Source organism: Mitsuaria sp. CC2, from assembly GCF_048957715.1.
GTDB lineage: Bacteria > Pseudomonadota > Gammaproteobacteria > Burkholderiales > Burkholderiaceae_C > Roseateles.
The window spans coordinates 80,847-104,283 of the sequence record NZ_JARVXN010000041.1 but is presented as its reverse complement, the minus strand read 5'-3'; the positions used below and the strand labels follow the sequence as shown (position 1 = coordinate 104,283).

Here is a 23,437-nt window from a genome sequence, read left to right as displayed (position 1 = left end):
GCTTGGTAGAAACGGCGCGCGTGCCGTGCATTGATTCTGGACCGGGAGGTCTTCATGACTGACACCACCGAGCAGGCAGCAACCAGCCCGCTCTATCAAACGCTGGTCGGCGTGGCCGCGATGGGCATAGGCGGCGTGATGGCCTTCGGGGCCGCCGCGATCCCGTCCGACGCGGGCTACTCAGGCATCGGCCCGAACGCGCTGCCCTGGTTCGTTGCCGCGGTGCTGCTGGTCTGCGGCGCCTGGCTGATCTGGGAGTCGCGCAGCGGCGGCTACCGCTCGATGGAGCCGCCATCCGGCGCGCCGAAGGCGGACTGGCTGTCCGCCGCCTGGGTCGCCGGCGCCGTCATCGCCAACGCGGCGCTGATCACCACGATCGGGTTCGTCCTCGCCTGCACGCTGTGCTTCGTGCTGGCGGTGCGCGGCCTGCGCCGCGCCGAGGGCAAGGCCCACGGCGGCGTGCGCCAGATCGTCATCGACCTCGTCACCGGCCTGCTGATCGCCGCGCCGGTGTTCTGGCTGTTCAACAAGCTGCTCGCGCTGAACCTGCCCGCCATCACGGCCGGCGGCTGGCTCTAGGCCTCACCGGAGTTCCGACATGCAAGACCTCTGGACCCACCTGATGGGCGGCTTCGCCACGGCCGCCTCCGGCGTCAACCTGTTGTGGGCCTTCGTCGGCTGCGCGCTCGGGACGGCGATCGGCGTGCTGCCCGGCCTCGGCCCGGCCGTGACCGTCGCGATGCTGCTGCCCATCACCGCGCAGGTCGACCCGACCGCGTCGATGATCTTCTTCGCCGGCATCTACTACGGCGCGATGTACGGGGGCTCGACCACCTCCATCCTGCTCAACACCCCCGGCGAGACCGGCACCATGGTGACCGCGCTGGAAGGCTTCAAGATGGCCCGCCACGGCCGCGCCGGCGCGGCGCTGGCCACGGCGGCGATCGGCTCGTTCTTCGCCGGCACCATCGCGACCGTGCTGGTCACGCTGTTCGCGCCGGTGCTGGCGGACTTCGCCGTCACGCTCGGCCCGCCGGAGTACTTCTGCCTGATGCTGATCGCCTTCACCACGGTCTCCGCGGTGCTGGGCCAGAGCACGCTGCGCGGCATGACGGCGCTGTTCATCGGCCTGGCCATGGGCCTGGTCGGCATGGACCAGATCACCGGCCAGATCCGCTACACCGGCGGCGTGCCCGAGTTCATGGACGGCATCGAGACGGTGCTGGTCGCCGTGGGCCTGTTCGCGGTGGGCGAGACGCTCTACGTGGCGCTCTACGAGGGCCGCAGCAACCTGACGATGAACACCATGGGCCGCGTGCACATGACGAAGCAGGAGTGGCGGCGCTCCATCCCCTCCTGGATCCGCGGCACCGCGCTGGGCTTCCCGTTCGGCGTGATCCCCGCCGGCGGCACCGAGATCCCGACCTTCCTGAGCTATGCGACCGAGCGCAAGCTGTCCAAGCACAAGGAGGAGTTCGGCACGGTCGGCGCCATCGAGGGCGTCGCCGGACCGGAGGCCGCCAACAACGCGGCCGTGACCGGCACGCTGGTGCCGCTGCTGACGCTGGGCATCCCGACCTCGGTCACGGCGGCCATCCTGCTGTCGGCCCTGCAGAACTACGGCATCCAGGCCGGGCCGCAGCTGTTCGAGACCTCGTCGACGCTCGTGTGGGCGCTGATCGCGTCGCTGTACATCGGCAACGTGATGCTGCTGGTGCTCAACCTGCCGATGGTGGGGCTGTGGGTGAAGCTGCTGCGCATCCCGCGCGCGCCGCTGTACGCCGGCATCCTGATCTTCGCCACGGTCGGCGTGTACGGCATGCGCCAGAGCGCCTTCGACCTCTACGTGATGCTGGCCATCGGTCTGCTGGGCGTGGTGATGCGGCGCTTCGACTTCCCGACCGCACCGGTCGTCGTCGGCATGATCCTGGGCCCGCTCGCCGAAGCGCATCTGCGCAACGGCGTGGCGATCGGCGGCGGGAACTGGAGCGTGTTCTTCGAACGTCCGCTGTCGGCCTCGCTGCTGGCCATCGTCGTGATCGTGCTGCTGCTGCCTCGCGTCATGAAGTGGATGGCCACGCGCAAGGCGCGTCAGTCCGCGGCCGCGATCAGCTGATCAACGTGCGGCGCCTGCCGTCAGCGCGGCCTCGCGCTGGCGGGCGAGGGCGGCCGCTTGCGCTTCGTCGGGCACGGCGGTGGTCGGCCAGCCCTGCAGGTGCTGCTCGGCGATCGCCGCCAGCGCGCGGATGTGGGCGGGGCGGTCGTTCAGGCAGGGGATGTAGCTGAAGCGCTGTCCGCCGCTGTGCAGGAAGGCCTCGCGCGCTTCCATGTCGATCTCTTCCAGCGTCTCGATGCAGTCCGACGAGAAGCCCGGGCAGATCAGGTCGACCGACTTCAGCCCGCGTCCGGCGAGCTCGCGCAGCGTCGGCTCGGTGTAGGGCTCCAGCCAGCGCGCCTTGCCGAAGCGGCTCTGGAAGGTCACTTTGTACTGCGCATCGGACAGGCCCAGCGCCTCGGCCAGCAGGCGGCCGGTCTTGAGGCATTCGCAGTGGTACGGATCGCCCAGCGCCAGCGTGCGCGCGGGCATGCCGTGGAAGCTCATCACCAGCAGATCGCCGCGGCCTTCGGCCTTCCAGTGGGCGCGCACGCTGTCGGCCAGCGCGGCGATGTAGCGCTTGTCGTCGTGGTAGCGGTTGACGAAGCGGAACTCCGGCACGTGCCGGTGTGCCAGCGACCAGCGCGCCACGTCGTCGACGACGCTGGCGGTGGTCGCGCCCGAATACTGCGGATACGCCGGCAGCACCAGCACGCGGGTCGCGCCCTCGGCGCGCAGCGCGTCCAGCTGCGACGCGATCGACGGGTTGCCGTAGCGCATCGCGTGCAGCACCTTGACGCGGTGGCCCTGCTCGCCGAGCTGGCCTTGCAGCAGCTTGGCCTGCTTCTTCGTCCAGACCATCAGCGGCGAGCCGTCCTTGGTCCAGATGCTGGCGTACTTCTTCGCCGACTTGGCCGGACGCGTGCGCAGGATCACACCGTGCAGGATGGGCCACCAGGCGGCCTTGGGGATCTCGATGACGCGCGGGTCGGACAGGAACTGCGCCAGGTAGCGGCGCGTGGCCTCCGGGGTGGGCGCGTCGGGCGTGCCGAGGTTGACCAGCAGCATGCCGATGGTCGGCGCACGTCCGTGCGCGTGGTCGGGTTCGGGAAGGAAACTCATCCGGTTCAGATTCCGCGGCGCATCATCGCCGATGTGGCGGCTTCGGCCAGGTGGATCACCTCGAAGCGCACGGTGGGCGCCTGGGATTCCGAGGCCGCGCCGCCGAGACCGATCGCACCCGCGCCGTGCAGCGTGCACGAGCCGCGGCGCAGGCTCAGCGTCTGGCCGCCGGCGCCGAAGCGCACGAAGGTGCCGTTGTAGCTGAGGTCGGTCAGGCTGAAGCTGCTGCCCTGCCAGTCGATGCGCGCATGGGAGCGGCTGACGCGGACGTCGGTGATGCAGTAGGTGGCCTGCGTGCTGCGGCCCAGCACGATGGGCATCTGTTCGATGTCGAAGACGCGGTCCAGGTCTTGCCAGACCAGCCGGATGCCTTCGGGCCCGGCGCTGCGCGCGATCTCGCCGAACTGCGTCGCGCCGGGGTCGCCGGAACCCTGGTCCAGCACGTAGATGTGGACCGGCTCGGCGCGGCCGCGCACGCTGATGTGGTCCAGGCTGCGGAAGCGCGCCTTCTGCGCGCCGGTCAGGCCGTTGACGACCTCGGCGGTCACGACGGTCTCGCCGTCGCCCGCGTGGTCGAGCAGCCGTGCCGCGACATTGACCGCGTCGCCGAAGCAGTCGCCGTGGATCTCGACGACCTCGCCGCGCGCCAGCGCGATCTGCAGGTGGGTGTGGCGCAGACGCTCACTGCGCGCCGAGGTCTTCAGCAGCAGTTCCTGCATCCGCATCGCGGCCTTGATGCCGTCGCGCGGGTTGTCGAAGGCGGCCATCAGACCGTCGCCCAGCGTCTTGATGATGTGTCCGCGGTTCTCTTCCACCGCCTGGCCGGTCAGCGCGACCGTCTGCGTCACCAGTCCCGAGGCTTCCGCGTTCCCCAGCGTCTCGAACAGCGCCGTGCTGCCGCGCAAGTCGGCAAACAGGACGGTGCGCTCGCGGATCTGGGTCATCGGCCTGGGCAGGGGACAAGATGTGATGGAAGTCTCAGTGTAGCCGCGCCACCCTGGGCGTCACGTGGTGATAAGCCCTCGCCTCGGGGGCCTGTCGGCCCCTGTACGACACCTCCCCCAACGGGCGGGCGAATGTCGTAACAAGCCCTTCGGCTGCTGAAGTCCGACAGCGGCGGCGCCAAGAAAAAACCGGCCCGCGTCCGAGGACGGGGGCCGGTCTTGCGGCAAACCCGGTGCCGACCCGGAGCCCCTGGCTGGGGTCCGGGTCCGGTCTGGATCAGAGGTTGTCCAGGTAGGTGCGGAGCTTGTCGCTGCGCGACGGGTGCTTCAGCTTGCGGATCGCCTTGGCTTCGATCTGGCGGATGCGCTCGCGGGTGACGTCGAACTGCTTGCCGACTTCCTCCAGCGTGTGGTCCGTGCTCATCTCGATGCCGAAGCGCATGCGCAGCACCTTGGCTTCGCGCGGGGTCAGGCTGTCCAGGATGTCCTTCACCACCTCGCGCAGGCCGGCCTGCATCGCGGCCTCGATCGGCGCGGTGTTGTTGGTGTCCTCGATGAAGTCGCCCAGATGGCTGTCGTCGTCGTCCCCGATCGGCGTTTCCATGGAGATCGGCTCTTTGGCGATCTTCATGATCTTGCGGATCTTGTCCTCCGGCATCTCCATCTTCTCGGCCAGCGTCGGCGCGTCCGGCTCGAAGCCGAACTCCTGCAGATGCTGACGCGAGATCCGGTTCATCTTGTTGATCGTCTCGATCATGTGAACCGGGATGCGGATGGTACGGGCCTGGTCCGCGATCGAGCGGGTGATGGCCTGGCGGATCCACCACGTCGCGTAGGTCGAGAACTTGTAGCCGCGGCGGTACTCGAACTTGTCGACCGCCTTCATCAGACCGATGTTGCCTTCCTGGATCAGGTCCAGGAACTGCAGACCGCGGTTGGTGTACTTCTTGGCGATGGAGATGACCAGGCGCAGGTTGGCCTCGATCATTTCCTTCTTCGCGTCGCGCGAGGCCTTTTCGCCCTCGTTCATCCGCTTGTTGATGCCCTTGAGGTCGTCCAGCGGCACCACGGCCTTGCCCTGGATGTCGATCAGCTTCTGCTGCAGCTCCTGGATCGCGGGCAGGTTGCGCGACATGATGTTCGCGTACGACTTCCCGGCCGCCACTTCCTTTTCCGCCCACTGCAGGTTCAGCACGTTGGGCGGGAACGTCTTGATGAAGTGCTCTTGCGGCATGCCGCACTTGTCCACGACGATCTTGCGGATCTCGCGTTCGAAGCGGCGCACGTCGTCCACCTGCGAGCGCAGGATGTCGCACAGCTTCTCGATCGTCTTGACCGTGAAGCGGATGGTCATCAGCTCCTGGCTGATCGCGGACTGGGCCTTGTTGTAGTTGGCCGACTTGTAGCCGTCCTTCTCGAAGGCCTTGCGCATCTTGTCGAAGTTGGTCGCGAGCGAATCCAGCTTCACCAGCGCGGCATTCTTCAGCTCCTCCAGCTTCTTGGTCAGGGCCTTGGAGCCGCCGGCGCCGTCGTCGTCGTCCTCTTCGTCGAACTCGTCGAAGTCTTCTTCCGCGACGTAGTCGTCCGCCTCGTCGTCGGAGACGAAGCCGTCCACCGACTCGGAGATCTGCATCTCGCCGGCGCGGATCTTGGCGGCCATGGCCAGGATCTCGGCGATGGTCGTCGGGGAGGCCGAGATAGCCAGCATCATGGCCTGCAGGCCGCCTTCGATGCGCTTGGCGATCTCGATCTCGCCCTCGCGGGTCAGCAGCTCGACGGTGCCCATCTCGCGCATGTACATGCGCACCGGGTCGGTCGTGCGGCCGAATTCGGAGTCGACGGTCGACAGCGCGGCCTCGGCCGCTTCTTCCGCTTCCTCTTCGGTGGCGGTCGGCGAGGTCGAGCCCTGGATCAGCAGCGTGGCGGCGTCGGGCGCCTGCTCGTACACGGCGATGCCCATGTCGTTGAGCATCGACACGATCGCCTCGAGGATTTCCTCGTTGATCAGCTTCTCGGGCAGGTGGTCGTTGATTTCCTGATGCGTCAGGAAACCACGCGTCTTGCCCATCTTGATCAGGGTCTTCAGCTCATGGCGGCGCTTGGCGACTTCCTCTTCGGTCAGCGCCGTCTCGTCCAGGCCGAACTCGCGCATCAGCGCGCGCTCCTTGGCGCGGCTGACCTTCATGCGCAGCGGCTTGGCCTTGGGCTTGTCCTCGCCGACTTCCTCGACCTCCACCGCCTCGACGGTCTCGGCCGAGTCGCCTTCGGCATCCGACTCGCCATCGGACTCGCCGTCGCCGTCGGCGTCGAAGTCCTCCTCTTCCTCTTCCACCTTGGCCTTGCCGGCCGGCTTCTTGGACTCGGTCTCGGCCTTGGGCTTGCGGCCGCGCTTGGGCTTCGCGTCGTCAGCGGACGCGGCAGCGGTGGCGGCTTTGGCGGTCTTCGCGGCGGCCTTGACGGCCGGCTTCTTGACTTCTTCGGTTTCTGCGGCGGCGGCCTTGGACGCGGTCTTTTTGGCGGTCATGCAGTTCCTCGGTGGCTCGTGGGCCAGTAGGTGAATGCGGGGAAATCGCAGTGGGTGCAGGCAATGCAAACAGCCACCTGTCCCGCTGGCGCCCGCAAACTCCCGACACTTGCGGGCTATGCGGCGCGAGCGAGCCAGGCGGCTCGAACTCGGCCCCGGAGGACAGATCGGGACAAACCGACTGCCATTCAAGGCTTGGCGCGTGAAGGTTAGCGTGAACCTTTGTTGTTGCAGCCCAGGCGGTGTAAGTTGGCCACTTTGTGTATGAACCCAGGGTCAGTGGGGGGCCGGGGACCGGTTGGCGCTGCGGTCACTCTTGACGCGCGAAAACCATAGATTATCTGCGAATTTTCCCGATCGGTCAAAAAGCACGATCGGGCGGTTCGCCCAGGCCGCTGTCAGCTGCTGCCAGCCGCTGCAAGATGCGGCAGGCCGCTGATTCAGGCGGCTTCCAGCTCGCGGATCTGACGCAGCAAGGCCTGGAACCGCGCCATGTCCGGCTGCGGGCTGCGCGCGATGCGGTCGGCTTCCGCGCGGAGCTTGCCCACCCACAGCTTGCGCATCACGACGCGAAATTCCACCTCGACATGCTGGTCCGGCGGCGGTGCGGTCAGCGGACCGCCGCTGACGCGCTGGGCCAGGTCCATCAGGTCGGCCTCCTGCAGCGCGATCTGCAGCACCGCCCACGGCAGCGGACCGTTGTCGACCTGTGAGCGCTCCAGCCACGCAATCAACTGGCCGTGCTCGCCGGGGAGCTCGTGCAGCAGCTGCAGATCCTGCTCGCCGATCTGCTGCCAGAGCTCGCTGTGCAGCACCAGCATGCGAACCGCGAGGTTCATCGGTGCCGGCGGCAATTCCAGCGGCATCCCGATGGTGGGGTCCTGGTCGCGCTTGCGCCACTCGCCCTTGCCCCCCTTGCCGCTCCAGCCGCCCCCGCCGCCCTTGCCCTTGTATTCGCCTTTGGGTACCCACTTGCGTTCCGCCTGGCCCGAGGCTTGGGGCGCGGGAGCGGGCGCCGCGCCGGCGCCGTAAGCGTCTGGAGGAAAATGGACATCGTCCGCGCCGGCGTGGGCTTCGTCGCCATAGGCGGACGCGGGGATGTCGAAGTACGGCTCCTCGTGCGGACCGTCGGAAGACGGGGAGGTCGTTCTCGGAGCCGCCCTGGGCGCGGGCGCGGGGCGTTCCGCGCGGGGGCGCGAACCCGGCGCCGCGGGCGGCTGCGCGTTCGCCCACAACGCCTGCAATTCGGCATCCGGCAGTTGCGCACGGCGCGCGAGTTCGCCCAGCAGCTGCCGCTTCAGCAACCCGTCCGGCAGCGCCGCCCACAGGGGCCTGGCGACGCTCAGCATCTTCGCGCGGCCCTCCGGGGTGCCCAGGTCGCAGCCGTCGGCGGCGGTGTCCATCAACTGGCGCGACAGCGGCACGGCGCCCTCGACGCAGCGCTCGAACGCGTCGGCACCGAGTTCGCGCACATACGAATCGGGGTCGTGCTCGGTCGGCAGGAACAGGAACTTGATCGTGCGCGTCTCGTTGGCGTGGGGCAGGGCGGCCTCCAACGCCCGTCCGGCCGCGCGGCGCCCGGCGGCGTCGCCGTCGAAGCTGAACACCACCGACTCGGTGAAGCGGAACAGTTTCTGCACGTGCTCGGCCGTGCAGGCCGTGCCCAGCGTCGCGACCGCGTTGCCGAAGCCGTGCTGCGCCAGCGCGACCACGTCCATGTAGCCCTCGACCACCAGCGCGTAACCGCGCCGCCGCATCTGGGGCCGGGCCTCGTAGAGGCCGTAGAGTTCGCGCCCCTTGTGGAAGACCGGCGTCTCCGGCGAGTTCAGGTACTTGGGTTCGCCCTTGTCCAGCACGCGGCCGCCGAAGCCGATGACCTCGCCCAGCACATTGCGGATGGGGAACATCACGCGGTCGCGGAAACGGTCGTAGCGGCGCTGTTCGGCCTCGCTCTTGCCGGGGTCGTCCTGCAGGATGACCATGCCGGTCTCGACCAGCAGCGGATCGTCATACGACGGGAAGGCGTTGGCCAGCGAGCGCCAGCCGTCCGGCGCGTAGCCCAGGCCGAACTGCAGCGCGATCTGGCCGGTCAGGCCGCGGCCCTTGAGGTACTCGATCGCGCGCGGGTTGCCCTTGAGCTGCTGGCGGTAGTGCTGGCCGGCCTTGGCCAGGACCTCGGTCAGGGTCGCCTGGCGCTGCTTCTGGGCCTTCTCGCGCTCGCGCTCCTGCGGGCTGCGGTCGTCCTCGGGCACCTGCATGCCGGCCTGCTGCGCGAGGTCGCGCACCGCGTCGATGAAGCCGATGCCCAGGTGCTCCATCAGGAAACCGACGGCGTTGCCGTGCTGGCCGCAGCCGAAGCAGTGGTAGGTCTGGCGCGAGGGGCTGACGGTGAAGCTCGGGGACTTCTCGCCGTGGAAGGGGCACAGGCCCTTGTGGTTGATGCCGGCCTTCTTGAGGTCGACATGGCGGCCCACGATGTCGACGATGTCGACGCGGGCCAGGAGGTCCTGAATAAAGCCGGGTGGGATCACCTCGGGATTTTAAGGGCCGGCGAGGGCGGCGGCGTGCGGCGCAGCGCCCAGTCCAGCAGCGCCTGCGGCGGCAGCGGTTCGCACAGGCCGCTGCCCTGGCCGACATGGCAGCCCAACGCGATCAGCGCCTGCGCGTGCGCCGGGGACTCGACGCCTTCGGCCACCAGCTCGCAGCCGAACTGTCCGGCCAGTGCGATCACACCCTGCACCAGGGCGTGGTCCTGGGCGTCGACGAGCATGGTCTGCACGAACGACCGGTCGATCTTGAGCTGGTCCAGCGGCAGCTGCTTGAGCACCGACAGCGTCGCGTAGCCGGTGCCGAAGTCGTCCATCGCCAGGCGCAGGCCCAGGCGCTTGCAGTCGGTCAGCAGGCGACGCGCGTGCGCGACGTCGTCCAGCGCGCTGGACTCCAGCAGTTCCAGCACGATCCGGTCCGGCGGCACGTCCGGGTGGCGCGCCAGCAGCGCTTCGAGCCGCGGCACGAAGGCCGGCGCGGCCAGGTGGCGCGGACTGATGTTGACGCTGAGCTCCAGATCCAGGCCTTGGGTGCGCCAGAGGCGGGCCTGCTCCAGCGCCTGCTCCAGCACCCAGTGGCCGAGTTGCGCGGCCATGCCGCTGTGTTCGACGGTCGGCAGGAAGGTGGCGGGCGCCAGCAGTCCGCGCTGCGGATGCCGCCAGCGCAGCAGCGCTTCGGCGCCGAGCAGTGCGCCGCCGACGAGGTCCAGCTTGGGCTGGTAGTAGAGGCAGAGCTCGCCGGCTTCCAACGCCTGCTGCACGCGCAGCGCGGCCTGCGCCTGTGCCTCGCGGCTGCGGCGCTTCTCGACGTCGAAGAACTGCACGCCGTCGCGGCCGCTGCGCTTGACGCGGTAGAGCGCGTGCGCGGCGTGGCGCATCAGTGTCTCGGCCTCGCCGCCGTCCTGCGGGTACAGCGTCGCGCCGACGCTGGCGCTCAGTCGCAGCGCGCCGAAGGCGTCCTCCCCGTCGAGGTCGTTGATCTCGGCGTCCGCGCTGGTGGGCGTGCCTGCGGATGTACCCGGGCCGTCCGCATGGCCCGGATTGCCCGGATCGCCCGGATCGCCCGGATCGCCCGGGCGGGAGGCGCCGCTCTCGTCGTCCGGATCGATCGGTCGACGCAGCACCTGCACGAGCCGTTCCAGGGCCTGCTGCGCTTCCTCGACGCTCTGCACACGCAGCAGCAGGCCGAACTCATCGCCTCCCAGGCGCGCGACGTCGTCCGACCACTGCGGCGCCTGCCGCAGGGCGAGCGTCAGCCGCCGGCCGAGTTCCCGCATCGCCTGGTCCGCGCGCGCCACGCCGTGGCGCCGGTTGAACGCGGCGAAACCGTCCAGGTCCACGCGCGCGACGCACAGCATGAAGCCGGGTCCGACCTGGCGGCTGATCTGCAGCGCGGCCTGCAGCCGGCGCAGGAATTCCTGCTCGTTGGGCAGGCCGGTCAGCAGGTCGAAGCGGCCGAGGCGCTCCAGCGCCTGCTGCCGCTGCAGTTCCTGCGTCAGGTCGCTGAGCGCCAGCACGCGGTAGCGGGCCGGGCCGTCCGGCTCGGGGATCGAGGACACCGTCAGCCGCAGCGTGCGCGGCTGACCGCCCGCGGCCCGCACCTTGACCAGGCCCTGCCAGTGGCCGGCGGGGTCGGCCAATGCGTCGGCGATCGCCTCCGGATCGTGTCCGGCGCGGCGCAGCTGCGCCTCGTCCAGCGGCAGCGCCGGATGGCCGAGCATGCGGCGGCGCAGCGCCTCGGCAGTCTCCGGGGCCGGGTCGCCGTTCTCGATGACCAGGCCCGCGGGCGGCTCCACCAGCGCGGCCATCAAGGCCCAATAGGCGGGGTTGGCGTCGAGCAGCCGATGCTCGAGGTCGGTGATCGCCAGTCCTTCATGCAGATGCTGGAACAGCCCGCTGCTCATCCGCTGGCGCTCCTCGGCGGTGCGGCGCCACTGGATGTCCTGCAGGCTGGCCAGCACCTGCCGGGCGCGACCGCGCGGGTCGCGGCGCGCGACGCGCAGCCGCAGCTCATGCCAGACCCAGCCGCCGGCCTCGTCGGGCAGGCGCAGCGCGTGGTGCAGCGTGTCGGGTTCCGTGTCCGGCGATGCCTGGCCGGTCGGATCGTCCGGGCCTTCCTTGCCGCCCGGACGGCTTCCGGCGGCGGTCGTGGCGCCGCCCCGCAACAAGGCGGGCAGGCGCTCCTCCAGCGTCATCCGGTCGACCGCGTGCACCTGAGTCAGCCAGGCGAGCGGATCGGCGGGATTGAGCGGCCCCAGTCGCGACTGCCAGCCGGGCGACATCGCCACCGATTCGCCGGGGATCCATTGCGCCAGCGAGAGGCCGGCCTCGTCGATCTTGGCGCGCCATTCACGGCGCTCGTCGAGGGCGCGTTGCCGAAGCGAACGGGCATGCAGGACGGCGCCCAGTCCGAGCAGCGGCAGCAGCCACCAGGCGACCATGCGCCAGGCCGGCCACAGCGCGCCGGCGACCAGCAGCAGGGCGGTGGCGCCGACCAGCAGGGCGGCCGGCGCGACCGCGGGCAGGCGGCGCGACGGGGCGGGCGGAGCCCAACCGGCGGGAGCGGACAACTCGGACTTCAAGATGGGGGCGGCGTAGGAGGAAAAGAGCGGATCCGCGCGAGGCGCGGAGGGGACCGGGCGGCATGCTAGCCGTGCGCCGGGAAGGCCCGGTCAGCGCTATCCCTGCCGAAAGGGGGACTCCCCCCGGAATGAGGGTGCCCGCAAGAGGTATCGCCTGAAAACGGAAAAAGCCACCCGAGGGTGGCTTTTGCTGCCGGAAGGCGCAGGCCCTCCGATCACGATCGTCAGATGACGAAATCTTCCAGCTTGGCGCCGCCGGAAATGGCCGCCTTCAGCCATTTCGGTTGCAGGCCGCGGCCGCTCCAGGTTTCGCCAGTGGCCTGGTTGCGATACTTCGCGGCCACCTTGGAGGACTTGGGTGCGCCGGTCTTGGCGGCGCGGGCGGTCAGGTCAGCGACCGTCAGGCCGTATTCCTGCATCAGCGACTTGACTTTGCCGATCGCGTCGGACCGCTCGCGGTCCTGGGTTTCCGCGATTTGCGCTTCGAGGGCGGCCCGTTGGGCCAGGAGGTCTTTGAGCGATGCCATTTATGCAATTCCTCGCGTAGTTCAACGGCTCCCTCGAAAGGGAATGTCCGCATTATAGGCAGGGAATCGAGTATGTCCGCAAGGGGGTAAATCCCCGGGCCGATGTGGAAAAAGGCCCCGGACTGGCATTTGCTGGAGTTTTTGCCGGATCAACTGTCAGAAAACGTGTCCCGGCTGACACGAATTGACCAGGGCGACGTCGCACCGCCGCGGTGCGACCAGGAAATCACTCCGTCGGCGGGACATATCCCGCGGGCTGCTCCGCCCCGCTGCCGAAGAAGAACTGCTCCATCTGCCGCGCGAGGTATTGGCGGGCGCGCTGGTCGGCCAGATTCAGGCGGTTTTCGTTGACCAGCATGGTCTGGTGCTTCATCCACGCCGCCCAGGCTTCCTTGGACACGTTCTCATAGATGCGCTTGCCGAGTTCGCCCGGATAGATGGGAAAGTCCATCCCTTCGGCTTCCTTCTTCAGATAAACGCATTGGACGGTGCGGGCCATATCAAACCTCGATGTTCAGAAATTGTCGGACGCAAGTCCGCGTGGGGGAGTGCGGCAGCCGGCCGACGCCGGCCGCTGCCTGGAGAACGATCCCGAGGGGATCAGGTGAGTTTCTTGACGAGGACCTGCGATCGCCGGTCCCAGTTGTATTTGCGCTTGCGTTCCTCGGGCAGCCAGTTCGGATCGACCGGCTGGAAGCCGCGTTTGATGAACCAGTGCATGGTGCGCGTGGTCAGCACGAAGACGCTGGTCAAGCCCATGGCCTTGGCGCGTTGTTCGATGCGCTTGAGGATGCGTTCGCCGTCGCCCTGGCCCTGCACGGCGCTGGACACGGTGAGCGCCGCCATTTCGGCGGTGCGCGCTTCCTGATACGGATGCAGCGCCGCGCAGCCGAATATCACGCCGTCGTGTTCGATGACGGTATAGGACTCGATGTCGCGTTCGATTTCGCTGCGCTCGCGTTTGACCAGCGTGCCGTCGCGTTCGAACGGCTCGATCAGCGCAATCAGGCTGCCGATATCGTCGTGGGTCGCCTCGCGCAGGCTTTCGAGTTTTTCATCCACGACCATTGTGCCGATGCCGTCGTGGGTATAGACCTCCTGCAGGATCGCGCCGTCGACGGCGAAGGGCAGGATGTGGGAACGCTCGACGCCCGATTCGCAGGCCGTCACGCAGTACTTCAGATAAAAACCGACGTCGGTCGGCTGCGTCGGCGGCGGGAGTTTGGCGATCAGCCGTTTCGCGTCGGCCAGCGCCAGTTCGGTGTCGATCGCGCTTTCCGGATCCTCGGGGTTTTCGCGGACGCCCTCGACCTCCGTCATGAACAGCAGCTTGTCGGCCTGCAGCGCGATCGCGGTTTCGGTCGCGACGTCTTCCATCATCAGATTGAAGGCGTCGCCGGTGGGCGAGAAACCGAAGGGCGACATCAGCACGATGGCGCCGATATCGATGGCGCGCTGGATCGCCGCGGCGTCCACGCGGCGCACGACGCCGGAGTGCTTGAAATCGACGCCGTCGACGATGCCGACCGGGCGCGCGGTCAGGAAATTGCCCGACACCACGCGCACCGTCGAATTGGCCATCGGCGTGTTGGGCAGGCCCTGGGAAAACGCCGCCTCGATCTCGAAACGCAATTGGCCGGCGGCTTCCTGGGCGCTGTCCAGCGCGATGCCGTCGGTGATGCGCATGCCGTGGCTGTATTGCGGCTGGTGGCCCTTGAGCGCGAGCTGCTCGTTGACCTGCGGGCGGAAACCGTGGACCAGCACGATCTTGATGCCCATCGCATGCATGATGGCCAGATCCTGGACGAAGCTGTTGAGCTTGCCGGCGGCGATCATTTCCCCGGTCATTCCGACGACGAAGGTTTCTCCGCGATACGCGTGGATATAAGGGGCCACCGCGCGAAACCACGGCACGAAGGTATGGGGGAAGACCAGGCTCATGGGCGCGGATTGTGCAACAGCCTGTCCCCGCGACGCGGCGGCAAGGTCACTTGCGGGACGCTGTGCGGCGGTGGAGCATGGCGCCTCCGCAACACCCCCGGGAGCGACACATGGAAGTGTTCAAGACGCATGGGGCCTTCAGCTGGTCGGAGTTGATGACGACCGACTCCACGAAGGCGTCCGAGTTCTACGGCAAGCTGTTCGGCTGGACCGTCGAGGCCATGCCGATGCCGGGCGCGCCCGACGCGCCGCCGTACCAGGTCATCAAGCCGCGCGGCAGCGAGGACGCGATCGGCGGGATGATGACCAGCCCTCAGCCGGGCATGCCGCCCGCCTGGGGGATCTACGTCACCGTGGACAACGTCGACGAGACGGTCGCCCAGGCCAAGGCGATGGGCGCCAAGGTCCTGATGGACATCATGGACGTGCCCACCGTCGGCCGGATGGCGACCCTCCAGGACCCGCAGGGCGCGGTGATCAGCGTGATCACCTATGTCGAGATGCCGGACGAGAAGAAGTGAGCGCAGGGGACCGGGGAGCCTGACGTCCGGCCCGTTGTCGCGAGGCGCGAGATAATCCGCGCCCCGTGAGTCAAGATACCAACGCCCCCGCCGCGCCGCCTTCGCGTCCTCCCCGTCCTGCGCGCGCGCCGCGCCAGGCCGGACCGCGCCGCCCGCCGGCACCCGCCACGCCGATCCCGCCGATCGAGTTCCCCGAATCGCTGCCGGTCTCCGGCCGTCGCGAGGAGATCATGCGGGCCATGGCCGAGCACCAGGTGGTGATCGTCTGCGGCGAGACCGGCTCCGGCAAGACGACACAGCTGCCCAAGATCGCGCTGGCGATGGGCCGGGGCCGCGGCAACGGCGGCGGCCTGATCGGCCACACCCAGCCGCGCCGGATCGCCGCGTCCAGCGTCGCCAAGCGCATCGCCGAGGAGCTCACGTCGCCCCTGGGCGACGTCGTCGGCTACAAGGTCCGCTTCCAGGACCGGCTGCAGCCGGGCGCCTCGGTGAAGCTGATGACGGACGGCATCCTGCTGGCCGAAACCCAGACCGATCCGCTGCTCAGCGCCTACGACACCCTGATCATCGACGAGGCGCACGAACGCAGCCTCAACATCGATTTCCTGCTCGGCTACCTGCGCGAGATCCTGCCGCGCCGGCCCGACCTGAAGGTGGTCGTCACCTCCGCGACGATCGACGCGGACCGCTTCGCGCAGCACTTCGCGTCCGCAAAGGGGCCGGCGCCGGTGCTCATGGTGTCGGGGCGCCTGTTCCCGGTCGAACAGCTCTACAGACCCTTCGAGGAATCGCGCGAGTACGACGTCAACGATGCCATCTGCGACGCCGTCGACGAACTCTGGCGCCAGGGCCGCGGCGACGTGCTGGTCTTCCTGCCCGGCGAGCGCGAGATCCGCGATGCCGCCGAGGCGCTGCGCAAGCACCACCCGCCCGGCGTCGAGGTGCTGCCCCTGTTCGCGCGTCTGTCGGAGCAGGAGCAGAACCGCGTCTTCCAGCCGCACGGCCAGCCGCGCATCGTGCTGGCCACCAACGTCGCCGAGACCTCGCTGACGGTGCCCGGCATCCGCTACGTGGTCGACCCCGGCCTGGCGCGCGTCAAGCGCTACAGCTACCGCAACAAGGTCGAGCAGCTGCAGATCGAGAACATCAGCCAGGCGGCGGCCAACCAGCGCGCCGGCCGTTGCGGCCGGGTCAGCAACGGCACCTGCATCCGGCTCTACGACGAGAAGGACTACCTCTCCCGTCCGCGCTTCACCGATCCCGAGATCCTGCGCAGCTCGCTCGCCGGGGTGATCCTGCGGATGAAGTCGCTGCACCTCGGCCAGGTCGAGGACTTCCCCTTCATCGAACCGCCGCCGCGCAAGGCGGTGGCCGACGGCTACCAGCTGCTCAATGAGTTGGGCGCCGTGGACGAGCGCAACGAGCTCACGCCGATGGGCCACGAGCTGTCGAAGCTGCCGCTGGACCCGCGCGTCGGCCGGATGATCCTGGAGGCGCGCCAGCGCGACGCGCTCAGCGAGGTGCTGGTGATCGCCAGCGCGCTGTCCGGCCAGGACGTGCGCGACCGGCCGATGGAGCAGCAACAGCAGGCCGACGAGAAGCACAAGAAGTTCGACGACGAGAAGTCGGAGTTCATGGGCTACCTGAAGCTGTGGAAGTGGCTGGGCGAATCGCGCGGCGGGGAAGGGGAGCACAAGCTCTCCAACCGCAAGCAGGAACAGCTGCTGCGCGACAACTTCGTCAATCCGCGGCGCGTGCGCGAGTGGCGCGACATCTACTCGCAGCTGCACACGGTGATCGCCGAGCACGGCTGGCGCCTGAACGGCGCGCCCGCGACCTACGAGCAGGTCCATCTGTCCATGCTCGCGGGCCTGCTGGGCAACATCGGCGTCAAGGCCGACGACGACGACTGGTACCTGGGCGCGCGCGGCATCAAGTTCTGGCGCCACCCCGGCGCCCACCTGAGCAAGAAGCCGGGGCGATGGATCGTCGCGGCGGAACTGGTGGACACGACGCGGCTGTTTGGCCGCGGCATCGCGGCGATCGAGCCGCAATGGCTGCCGGGCATCGCCGGCCACCTGATCAAGACCCAGCTGCTGGAGCCGCACTGGGAGAAGAAGGCCGCCGAGGTCGTGGCGCTGGAACGCGCCACGCTCTACGGCATCGTGCTCTACAACAACAAGCGCGTGAACTTCGGTCGCGTCGACGCCGTCGCCGCGCGCGAGATCTTCATCCGCGAGGCGCTGGTCAACGGCGACTGGGAGACGCGACTGCCCTTCCTGGCGCACAACCAGAAGCAGATCGCCAAGGTCGAGGAGCTGGAACACAAGTCGCGCCGGCAGGACGTGCTGGTCGACGACGAGCTGATCTACGCCTTCTACGACCAGCAGCTGCCGGCGGACGTGTACTCGGGCGTGACGCTGGAAAAGTGGTTCCGCGAAGCCAGCAAGGCCGACCCGAAGCTGCTGCAGCTCAGCCGCGACGAGCTGATGCGGCACGAGGCCGCGGGCGTCACGAGCAACGCCTTCCCGAAGACCATCCGCCTGGGCGGCGTCGACTGCGCGGCGACCTACCTGCACCAGCCCGGCGACGCGCGCGACGGCCTGACGGTGACGGTGCCGATCTACGCGCTCAACCAGGTCAGCGACGAACGCGTCGACTGGCTGGTGCCCGGGATGATCGAGGCCAAGGTGACGGCGCTGCTCAAGAGCCTGCACCAGAAGCCGCGCAACCGGCTGACGCCGTTGCCCGAGTTCGTCGCCGAGTTCCTCGAGCTGAACGCGTTCGCGCAGGGCGGGCTGGTCGACGTGCTGCTGAAGGCGGTGAAGGAGCGCTCGCAGGTCGCGGTGCAGCGCAACGACTTCAAGCTGGAACAGTTGCCCGCGCACCTGTTCATGAACATCCGCGTCGTCGACGAGCACGGCCGGCAGCTGGGTCAGGGGCGCAACCTGGCAACGCTGAAGGCGGAACTCGGCATGCAAGCGCGTTCCGCGTTCCAGGCATTGGCGACCTTGAAGCTGCAAGGCTCGGGCGACTCTCTCGCGGGGCAAGGCTCGGACGACTCCCTCTCCCGCTCGCGGGAGAGGGCAGGGGTGAGGGCTGCGGTCGACGGAGGACGGCCGACCTCAACCGACGGCAATCCCTCGCGCGGCATCAAGGCGACGATCGTGCCGCCGACCAAGCCCGCCGCCGAAGCCACGAAGACCTACACCGCCTGGACCTTCGGCGAGCTCCCCGAGCTCATGGAGATCAAGCGCGGTCCGCAGACCCTGATCGGCTTCCCCGCGCTGATCGACAAGGGCCAGCACGTCGAGATCGAGGTCTTCGACGAGCCCGAGCTCGCCGCCGCGAAGCACCGTGCCGGCCTGCGCCGCCTCATCGCGCTGCAGCTCAAGGAGCCGTTGAAGTACCTCGAGAAGAACATCCCCGACCTGACGCAGATGGGCGTCGCGTACATGAGCCTGGGCACCGCCGACGCGCTGCGCGACCAGATCATCGCGGTCGCGCTGGAGCGGGCCTTCCTGGCCGATCCGCTGCCGGTGGATGAATTCAGCTTCAAGGCCCGGCTCGAGGAAGGCCGCGCCCGCCTCAACCTGATCGCGCAGGAGGTGGCGCGTCTGGCCTTCAACGTCCTGATCGAATTCCAGGGCGCCTTGCGCAAGCTCAAGGACGCCCGCACGGCGCCCAAGGAGGTGGTCGACGACCTGCAGGCGCAACTGCAGCGCCTGATGCCCAAGCGTTTCGTCCTCCAGACGCCGTGGAGCCAGCTGCAGCATTTCCCGCGTTACCTGAAGGCGATCACGCTGCGCCTGGACAAGCTGCGCGCCGACGCGCCGCGCGACGCCAAGCTGCTGTCCGAGCTGCGTCCGCTGGAGCAGCGCTGGTCGCGCCGGGTGGCCGACCTCAAGGGGACGACCGACGCGCGGGTGGAGGATTTCCGCTGGCAGCTCGAGGAATTGCGGGTGAGCCTTTTCGCACAGGAACTGAGGACGCCGCAGCCGGTCAGCGTCAAGCGCCTGGAAAAGGTGTGGGCGCAGTTACAGAACTGAGCGGAGAATCCCCCTCAGTTCTTCAGGCGAGGACGCCGGGTTTTCGGTCCAATCCAAGTTACAAAAGGTCCGTGGCCCCTGCACCGTCGGGTGCCGCACATCGCTCGTGTCTGACAACACCACAACATCCTCCGCCGCCCCGATGAAGCGTTTCGGCCGCTTCGAGCTGCGCGCGCTGCTGCACAAGAGCCAGCGCTCGATGCTGTGGGTCGTCTTCGACCCGCAGAGCGGCCAGGAGATGTTCCTGATGATGCCGCGGGAGAAGCCCAACAGCGAGGCGGCGATGCTGCACTGGCTGAAGACGGTCGACGGCGCCTCGCGCATCCAGCACCCCAACCTGGCCCACGTCATCGAGACCGGCCGCGTCGATCCCTGGCCTTACGTCGCCTACGACCGCGCGCTGGGCGAGACCCTGGAAGAACGCCTGTCCCGCGGCGCGCCGCCGCTGCCGCTGGACGCCGCAGGCTGGGCCGCGCAGGCGCTCGAGGGGCTGGCCTTCGCGCACGAGGCGGGCCATGCGCACCGCGACATCCAGCTCGCCCACATCGTCGTCGACGGCGGCAACCACGTCCGCGTGCTGGGCCTCGAAGTGGCGCAGGAGGTCGTGCCGCCGAACGCCGACTTCAACGCCGCCACCCGCCGCGCCGCGCGCGAAGCCGCGGAGGAGGACGTCGTCTGCGTCGGGTTGCTGCTGCATCGCCTGCTCAGCGGCAAGCCGGTGCTGGACGAATCCGACCTGCAGGTCGTGCTGCAGCGCATGCAGCCGCAGGGGCACGACCTGGTGCGCCTGGGCTGGGAAACGCCGTACGCGATCCCCGAGCCGCTGCGCGCCATCGTCAACCGCGCCAGCGACCGGCAGACGCGCCAGCGCTATCACCTCGCGCGCAGCTTCTGGCGCGCGCTGGACGGCTGGCGGCTGTCGGCCGAGCAGGACGACGGCGGCCCGATCGCGCTGCTGAAGGACAAGATGCAGCGCTTCGGCCACCTGCCGAGCACGTCGACCCGGCTGGTGACGACGGTGTCGTCGTCGGCGATGGCGGGGCAGCACGGCAGCCAGCTGGCGGCCATGGCGCTGAAGGACATGGCCCTGGCGCTGGAGCTGATCCGCCGCGTCAACAACGCGCTGCGCCAGCAGGGACCGACCAGCGGCGGCACGGTGCTCAACCTGCAGCGCGCGATCGCGATGCTGGGCCTGAACGGGCTCGAGGACGCGGCGCGGGCGCTCAAGCCCTGGCCCGGTCCGATGAACGAAGGCCAGGCCCAGTTCATGCAGAGCGTGATGCGCCGCGTGCAGCGCGCCGGTCAGGTGGCGCAGGCGCTGCGGCCGGCCGGCTACGACGGCGAGGTGGTCTACCTCATCTCGCTGATGCAGAACCTGGGCCGGCTGCTGGTGCAGTACCACTTCCCGGACGACGCGCAGCAGATCCGCCAGCTGCAGGTCGCGCCCGAGGCGACCGAGGACAACCCCAATCCGCGCGGCATGAACGAGCAGTCCGCCGCCTACGCGGTGCTGGGCTGCGACCTGGAGAGCCTGGGTCTGGCGGTCGCGCGGTACTGGGGGCTCGGCGACGAGCTGCAGCACATGATGCGCCGCCAGCCGCAGGAGGCGCCGGTGCGCCACGCCGACGGCGACACCGAGATGCTGCGCCTCACCTGCAGCCTGGCCAACGAGCTGGTGGACGCGCTGGCCCTGCCGGAGCGCAAGCGCCAGGCGGCGATCGAACTCGCGACGCGGCGTTATGCGCGCGCGCTCGGTCTGGGCCTGCGCGAGATCTACGACGCCCTGGGCAACAGCGGCGCGATCGCCGACGCGGGCGAAAGCGGCCTGGGCGCGATGAGCGACCCGGCCGTGGGCGCGGCGGCGACGGCGGCGCCACGGTCCCGACTGCGCGAGCGTGCCGAATCCGGCGCGCCGGCTCCCGCCACCGCCACCAACACGTCCACGAACAACACGAACAGCACCGCCCAGCCAGGGTCGTCGACCGGCACGCGCCCGTCCGGCACGTCCCAGCCCGGCACGTCCCAGCCCGGCAAGGACCGACCATGACCGCCATGCCGCCCGCCGTCGGGCGATTCAAGCCGCTGCGCAGTCTTGGGCAGGGCGCCCAGGCGGTGGTGTGGCTGGCCCACGATCCGCGGCTGGACCGCGAGGTCGCGCTGAAGGTGCTGACGCAGGCGGTCGATCGCGCGAGCGTCGATGCCTGGCTGCATGAGGCGCGCGCGGTCAGCCGCTTGACGCACCCCAACATCGTGCCGGTCTTCGAGGCCGACATCGAGTCCGGCCAGGCCTACATGGTCTTCGAGTACGTGCCCGGCGGCACGCTCACGGACCGGCTGCGCCAGCGCGGCCGGCTGCCGGCGCGCGAGGCCGTCGCGCTGATGCTGGGCATCCTCGACGGACTGCACGCGGCGCACCAGGCGGGTGTCGTCCATCGCGACCTGAAGCCGTCCAACATCCTGATCGACGCCGCGGGCCGCCCCAAGGTGATGGACTTCGGCATCGCCGGACGCATCCAGTCGGCCGCGGCCGGCGTGGCCGCGCGCCCCAACCGCATCGTCGGCACGCCGGGCTACATCTCGCCGGAAGCGGCGAAGGGCGATCCCGCCTCGCCGGTGATGGACGTGTTCGCGGCGGCGGTGATGCTCAGCGAGATGCTGTCCGGCCAGCGGCTCAACTACGACACCGATCCGTGGCGCGCGGTGCGCCGCGCGATGGAGCAGACGATGGATCCGCCCGCCGACCTCGGCCCGGACAGCGACGACGCGCTGCGCGCCGTGCTGCTGCGCGGCCTGTCGCGGGAATCGTCGCAGCGCTGGGCCGATGCCAAGGCCTTCCACGACGCGCTGGCCGCGTGGCTGCATCCGGCCGCGAGCGAGACCACCGACACGGGCGAGGGCGGCAACGCCACGCTCGAATTCCTGCTGCGCCGCATGCGGCACCGCAGCGACTTCCCGGCGATGGCCGACTCGGTGACGCGCATCCAGCGGATGACGCAGTCCGACAACGAGAGCCTCAACTCCCTGTCCAACGAGATCCTCAAGGACGTGGCGCTGACCAACAAGCTGCTGCGGCTGGTCAATACGGTGCAGTTCAGCCATGCGGGCGGCGGGCACATCAGCACGGTGTCGCGCGCGGTGGCGCTGGTGGGCTTCGGCGGCATCCGCAACCTGGCGCTGTCGCTGGTGCTGCTGGAGCGCATGGAGAACAAGGGCCACGCGCAGCGGCTGAAGGAGGAGTTCCTGCGCTCGCTGATGGCGGGCTCGCTGGCGCGCGAGCTGTGCCTGGTGCCGCGCGAGAACGAGGAGTCCTTCCTCGCCACGATGTTCCAGGGCCTGGGCCGGCTGCTGGCCGAGTTCTACCTGCCCGAGGAGGCGCAGCAGGTGCGCCGCGTCGTGCGGCCGGAGCGCGGCATGGGCGAGCAGGCGGCGCCGCCGCTGAGCGAGGCCGCGGCTTCCGCGCAGGTGCTGGGGCTGAGCTACGAGAGCCTGGGCCTGGGCGTGGCGCGGCAGTGGGGCTTCCCGGAGAGCCTGCAGCGCAGCATGCAGCGGCCCGACGGCGACGCGCCGGCGCGGCTGGTGGAGCATTCGACCGACCGCATGCGCTGGCTGGGCCGCGCAAGCAACGACGTCGCGGACGTCATCCTGAACAGCGATCCGGCCGAGGCGCATGCCAAGGTGCGCGCGATGGCGCAGCGCTACGCGCGCGCTTTGGGTGTCGAGGCCAAGGCGTTCGAAGCGGCGGCGGACCAGGCGCGGCAGCGGCTGACGCAGCTGGCGCAGGCGATGGACATCAAGCTGACGAAGAACTCGCCGGCGCAGCGCCTGCTGGCGCCGCTGACGCCGTCGGCGGAGGACACGCTGTCGCCGCACCAGCTGCAGGCGACGATGGTGGACGGCCAGGCGCCGGCCGGCGTGATCCCGCCCGAGCAGGCGGCGGCGACGCTGGCCGCGGGCATCCAGGACATCACCAACGCGATGGTCGAGAGCTTCAAGCTCAACGAGATCCTGCGCATGATCCTGGAGACCATGTACCGCGGGCTGGGCTTCCGGCGGGTGATCTTCTGCCTGCGCGATCCCAAGACCGAGACGCTCACCGGCCGCTTCGGCCTGGGCGACGGCGTGGAGGCGGTGGTGCCGCTGTTCCGCGTGCCGCTGCGGGTGATGCCGGGCATGCCGGCGGACCTCTTCACGGCGATCTGTTCCAAGGGCGTGGACACGCTGATCGCCGACGCCTCGCAGCCCAAGATCGCCGAGCGGCTGCCGCCGTGGTTCCTCAGCGGGGCCAAGGCGCACAGCTTCCTGATCCTGCCGATGGCCCTGCGCGGCGCGCCCTTCGCGATGATCTACGCGGACAAGGCGCAGCCGGGCAGCGTGGTGCTCGACGAGAAGCAGCTCTCGCTGCTGCGCACGCTGCGCAACCAGGCCGTGATGGCGTTCAAGCAGGCGAGTTGAGATCTCTGCGCGGCTGATGTTCCGCTCACCCGCAGCGATGTCGCGAAATCCGAAGCGCTGGACTGAACTCCCGTCTGAACTGCCAACTGATGCCACCTGGCTTTGCGCCGGTCCCGTGAGACTTGTCCGCGCCG

Annotated in this window: 14 protein-coding genes; 6 read left to right on the top strand and 8 right to left on the bottom strand. The window is 69.1% G+C overall.

Translation table 11 applies throughout. The features are described from left to right. The first annotated feature begins 54 nt into the window (after positions 1-54). A complete protein-coding gene (locus tag PV762_RS26055) occupies positions 55-579 on the top strand; it encodes a tripartite tricarboxylate transporter TctB family protein (RefSeq protein ID WP_421037909.1) in 525 nt (174 codons plus the stop codon). Positions 580-598: 19 nt separating this feature from the next. Beyond that, complete coding sequence (locus tag PV762_RS26050) at positions 599-2,116, top strand: tripartite tricarboxylate transporter permease (RefSeq protein WP_421037908.1); 1,518 nt, start codon at positions 599-601, stop codon at positions 2,114-2,116. On the opposite strand, the gene hemH is transcribed toward PV762_RS26050, so the two are convergent. The 8 genes from hemH to argA all read right to left on the bottom strand — a co-directional run bounded on the left by hemH (position 2,117) and on the right by argA (position 14,281). Further along, the gene (gene hemH / locus PV762_RS26045; protein ID WP_421037907.1) at positions 2,117-3,217 is read right to left on the bottom strand and encodes a ferrochelatase; all 1,101 of its coding nucleotides are present in this window, start codon (positions 3,215-3,217) and stop codon (positions 2,117-2,119) included. Positions 3,218-3,222: 5 nt separating this feature from the next. Continuing rightward, a complete protein-coding gene (locus PV762_RS26040; protein ID WP_421037906.1) occupies positions 3,223-4,161 on the bottom strand; it encodes an adenylate/guanylate cyclase domain-containing protein in 939 nt (312 codons plus the stop codon). A 277-nt stretch (positions 4,162-4,438) separates the two neighbouring features. After that, positions 4,439-6,685, bottom strand: coding sequence for an RNA polymerase sigma factor RpoD (rpoD, locus tag PV762_RS26035; RefSeq protein ID WP_421037905.1), 2,247 nt, complete (start codon positions 6,683-6,685; stop codon positions 4,439-4,441). Positions 6,686-7,125: 440 nt separating this feature from the next. Further along, positions 7,126-9,216, bottom strand: coding sequence for a DNA primase (gene dnaG / locus PV762_RS26030; RefSeq protein WP_421037904.1), 2,091 nt, complete (start codon positions 9,214-9,216; stop codon positions 7,126-7,128). Continuing rightward, on the bottom strand, positions 9,213-11,801 hold the full coding sequence (locus PV762_RS26025; protein WP_421037903.1) for a putative bifunctional diguanylate cyclase/phosphodiesterase: 2,589 nt from the start codon (positions 11,799-11,801) through the stop codon (positions 9,213-9,215). Before PV762_RS26025 ends, dnaG begins: the two co-directional genes overlap by 4 nt. A 236-nt stretch (positions 11,802-12,037) precedes the next feature. Next, positions 12,038-12,340, bottom strand: coding sequence for an H-NS family nucleoid-associated regulatory protein (locus PV762_RS26020; protein WP_088403657.1), 303 nt, complete (start codon positions 12,338-12,340; stop codon positions 12,038-12,040). Positions 12,341-12,566: 226 nt separating this feature from the next. Then, positions 12,567-12,839, bottom strand: coding sequence for an oxidative damage protection protein (locus PV762_RS26015; RefSeq protein ID WP_421037902.1), 273 nt, complete (start codon positions 12,837-12,839; stop codon positions 12,567-12,569). A 101-nt stretch (positions 12,840-12,940) separates the two neighbouring features. Beyond that, the gene (gene argA / locus PV762_RS26010) at positions 12,941-14,281 is read right to left on the bottom strand and encodes an amino-acid N-acetyltransferase (RefSeq protein ID WP_421037901.1); all 1,341 of its coding nucleotides are present in this window, start codon (positions 14,279-14,281) and stop codon (positions 12,941-12,943) included. Positions 14,282-14,391: 110 nt separating this feature from the next. Between argA and PV762_RS26005 the strand changes: the two genes are divergently transcribed. From PV762_RS26005 to PV762_RS25990, 4 genes are all read left to right on the top strand, one after another. Further along, positions 14,392-14,802, top strand: a complete 411-nt coding sequence (locus tag PV762_RS26005; protein ID WP_421037900.1) for a VOC family protein — start codon at positions 14,392-14,394, stop codon at positions 14,800-14,802. Between the two features lie 230 nt (positions 14,803-15,032). Then, positions 15,033-18,851, top strand: coding sequence for an ATP-dependent RNA helicase HrpA (gene hrpA / locus PV762_RS26000; protein WP_421037986.1), 3,819 nt, complete (start codon positions 15,033-15,035; stop codon positions 18,849-18,851). 106 nt (positions 18,852-18,957) lie between these two features. Next, positions 18,958-20,898, top strand: a complete 1,941-nt coding sequence (locus PV762_RS25995) for a serine/threonine protein kinase (protein ID WP_421037899.1) — start codon at positions 18,958-18,960, stop codon at positions 20,896-20,898. Continuing rightward, entirely contained in the window at positions 20,895-23,303 is a 2,409-nt protein-coding gene (locus PV762_RS25990; RefSeq protein ID WP_421037898.1) for a protein kinase domain-containing protein, read from the top strand. Before PV762_RS25995 ends, PV762_RS25990 begins: the two co-directional genes overlap by 4 nt. Positions 23,304-23,437: the final 134 nt, after the last annotated feature.

Excerpts from the sequence above, each read along its gene's own strand:
- argA (WP_421037901.1), bottom strand. The coding sequence starts at position 14,281 with ATGAGCCTGGTCTTCCCCCATACCTTCGTGCCGTGGTTTCGCGCGGTG.
- PV762_RS26015 (WP_421037902.1), bottom strand. The coding sequence starts at position 12,839 with ATGGCCCGCACCGTCCAATGCGTTTATCTGAAGAAGGAAGCCGAAGGG.
- PV762_RS26055 (WP_421037909.1), top strand. The coding sequence starts at position 55 with ATGACTGACACCACCGAGCAGGCAGCAACCAGCCCGCTCTATCAAACG.
- PV762_RS26050 (WP_421037908.1), top strand. The coding sequence starts at position 599 with ATGCAAGACCTCTGGACCCACCTGATGGGCGGCTTCGCCACGGCCGCC.
- PV762_RS25990 (WP_421037898.1), top strand. The coding sequence starts at position 20,895 with ATGACCGCCATGCCGCCCGCCGTCGGGCGATTCAAGCCGCTGCGCAGT.
- rpoD (WP_421037905.1), bottom strand. The coding sequence starts at position 6,685 with ATGACCGCCAAAAAGACCGCGTCCAAGGCCGCCGCCGCAGAAACCGAA.
- hemH (WP_421037907.1), bottom strand. The coding sequence starts at position 3,217 with ATGAGTTTCCTTCCCGAACCCGACCACGCGCACGGACGTGCGCCGACC.
- PV762_RS26005 (WP_421037900.1), top strand. The coding sequence starts at position 14,392 with ATGGAAGTGTTCAAGACGCATGGGGCCTTCAGCTGGTCGGAGTTGATG.
- PV762_RS26040 (WP_421037906.1), bottom strand. The coding sequence starts at position 4,161 with ATGACCCAGATCCGCGAGCGCACCGTCCTGTTTGCCGACTTGCGCGGC.
- hrpA (WP_421037986.1), top strand. The coding sequence starts at position 15,033 with ATGCGGGCCATGGCCGAGCACCAGGTGGTGATCGTCTGCGGCGAGACC.
- PV762_RS26020 (WP_088403657.1), bottom strand. The coding sequence starts at position 12,340 with ATGGCATCGCTCAAAGACCTCCTGGCCCAACGGGCCGCCCTCGAAGCG.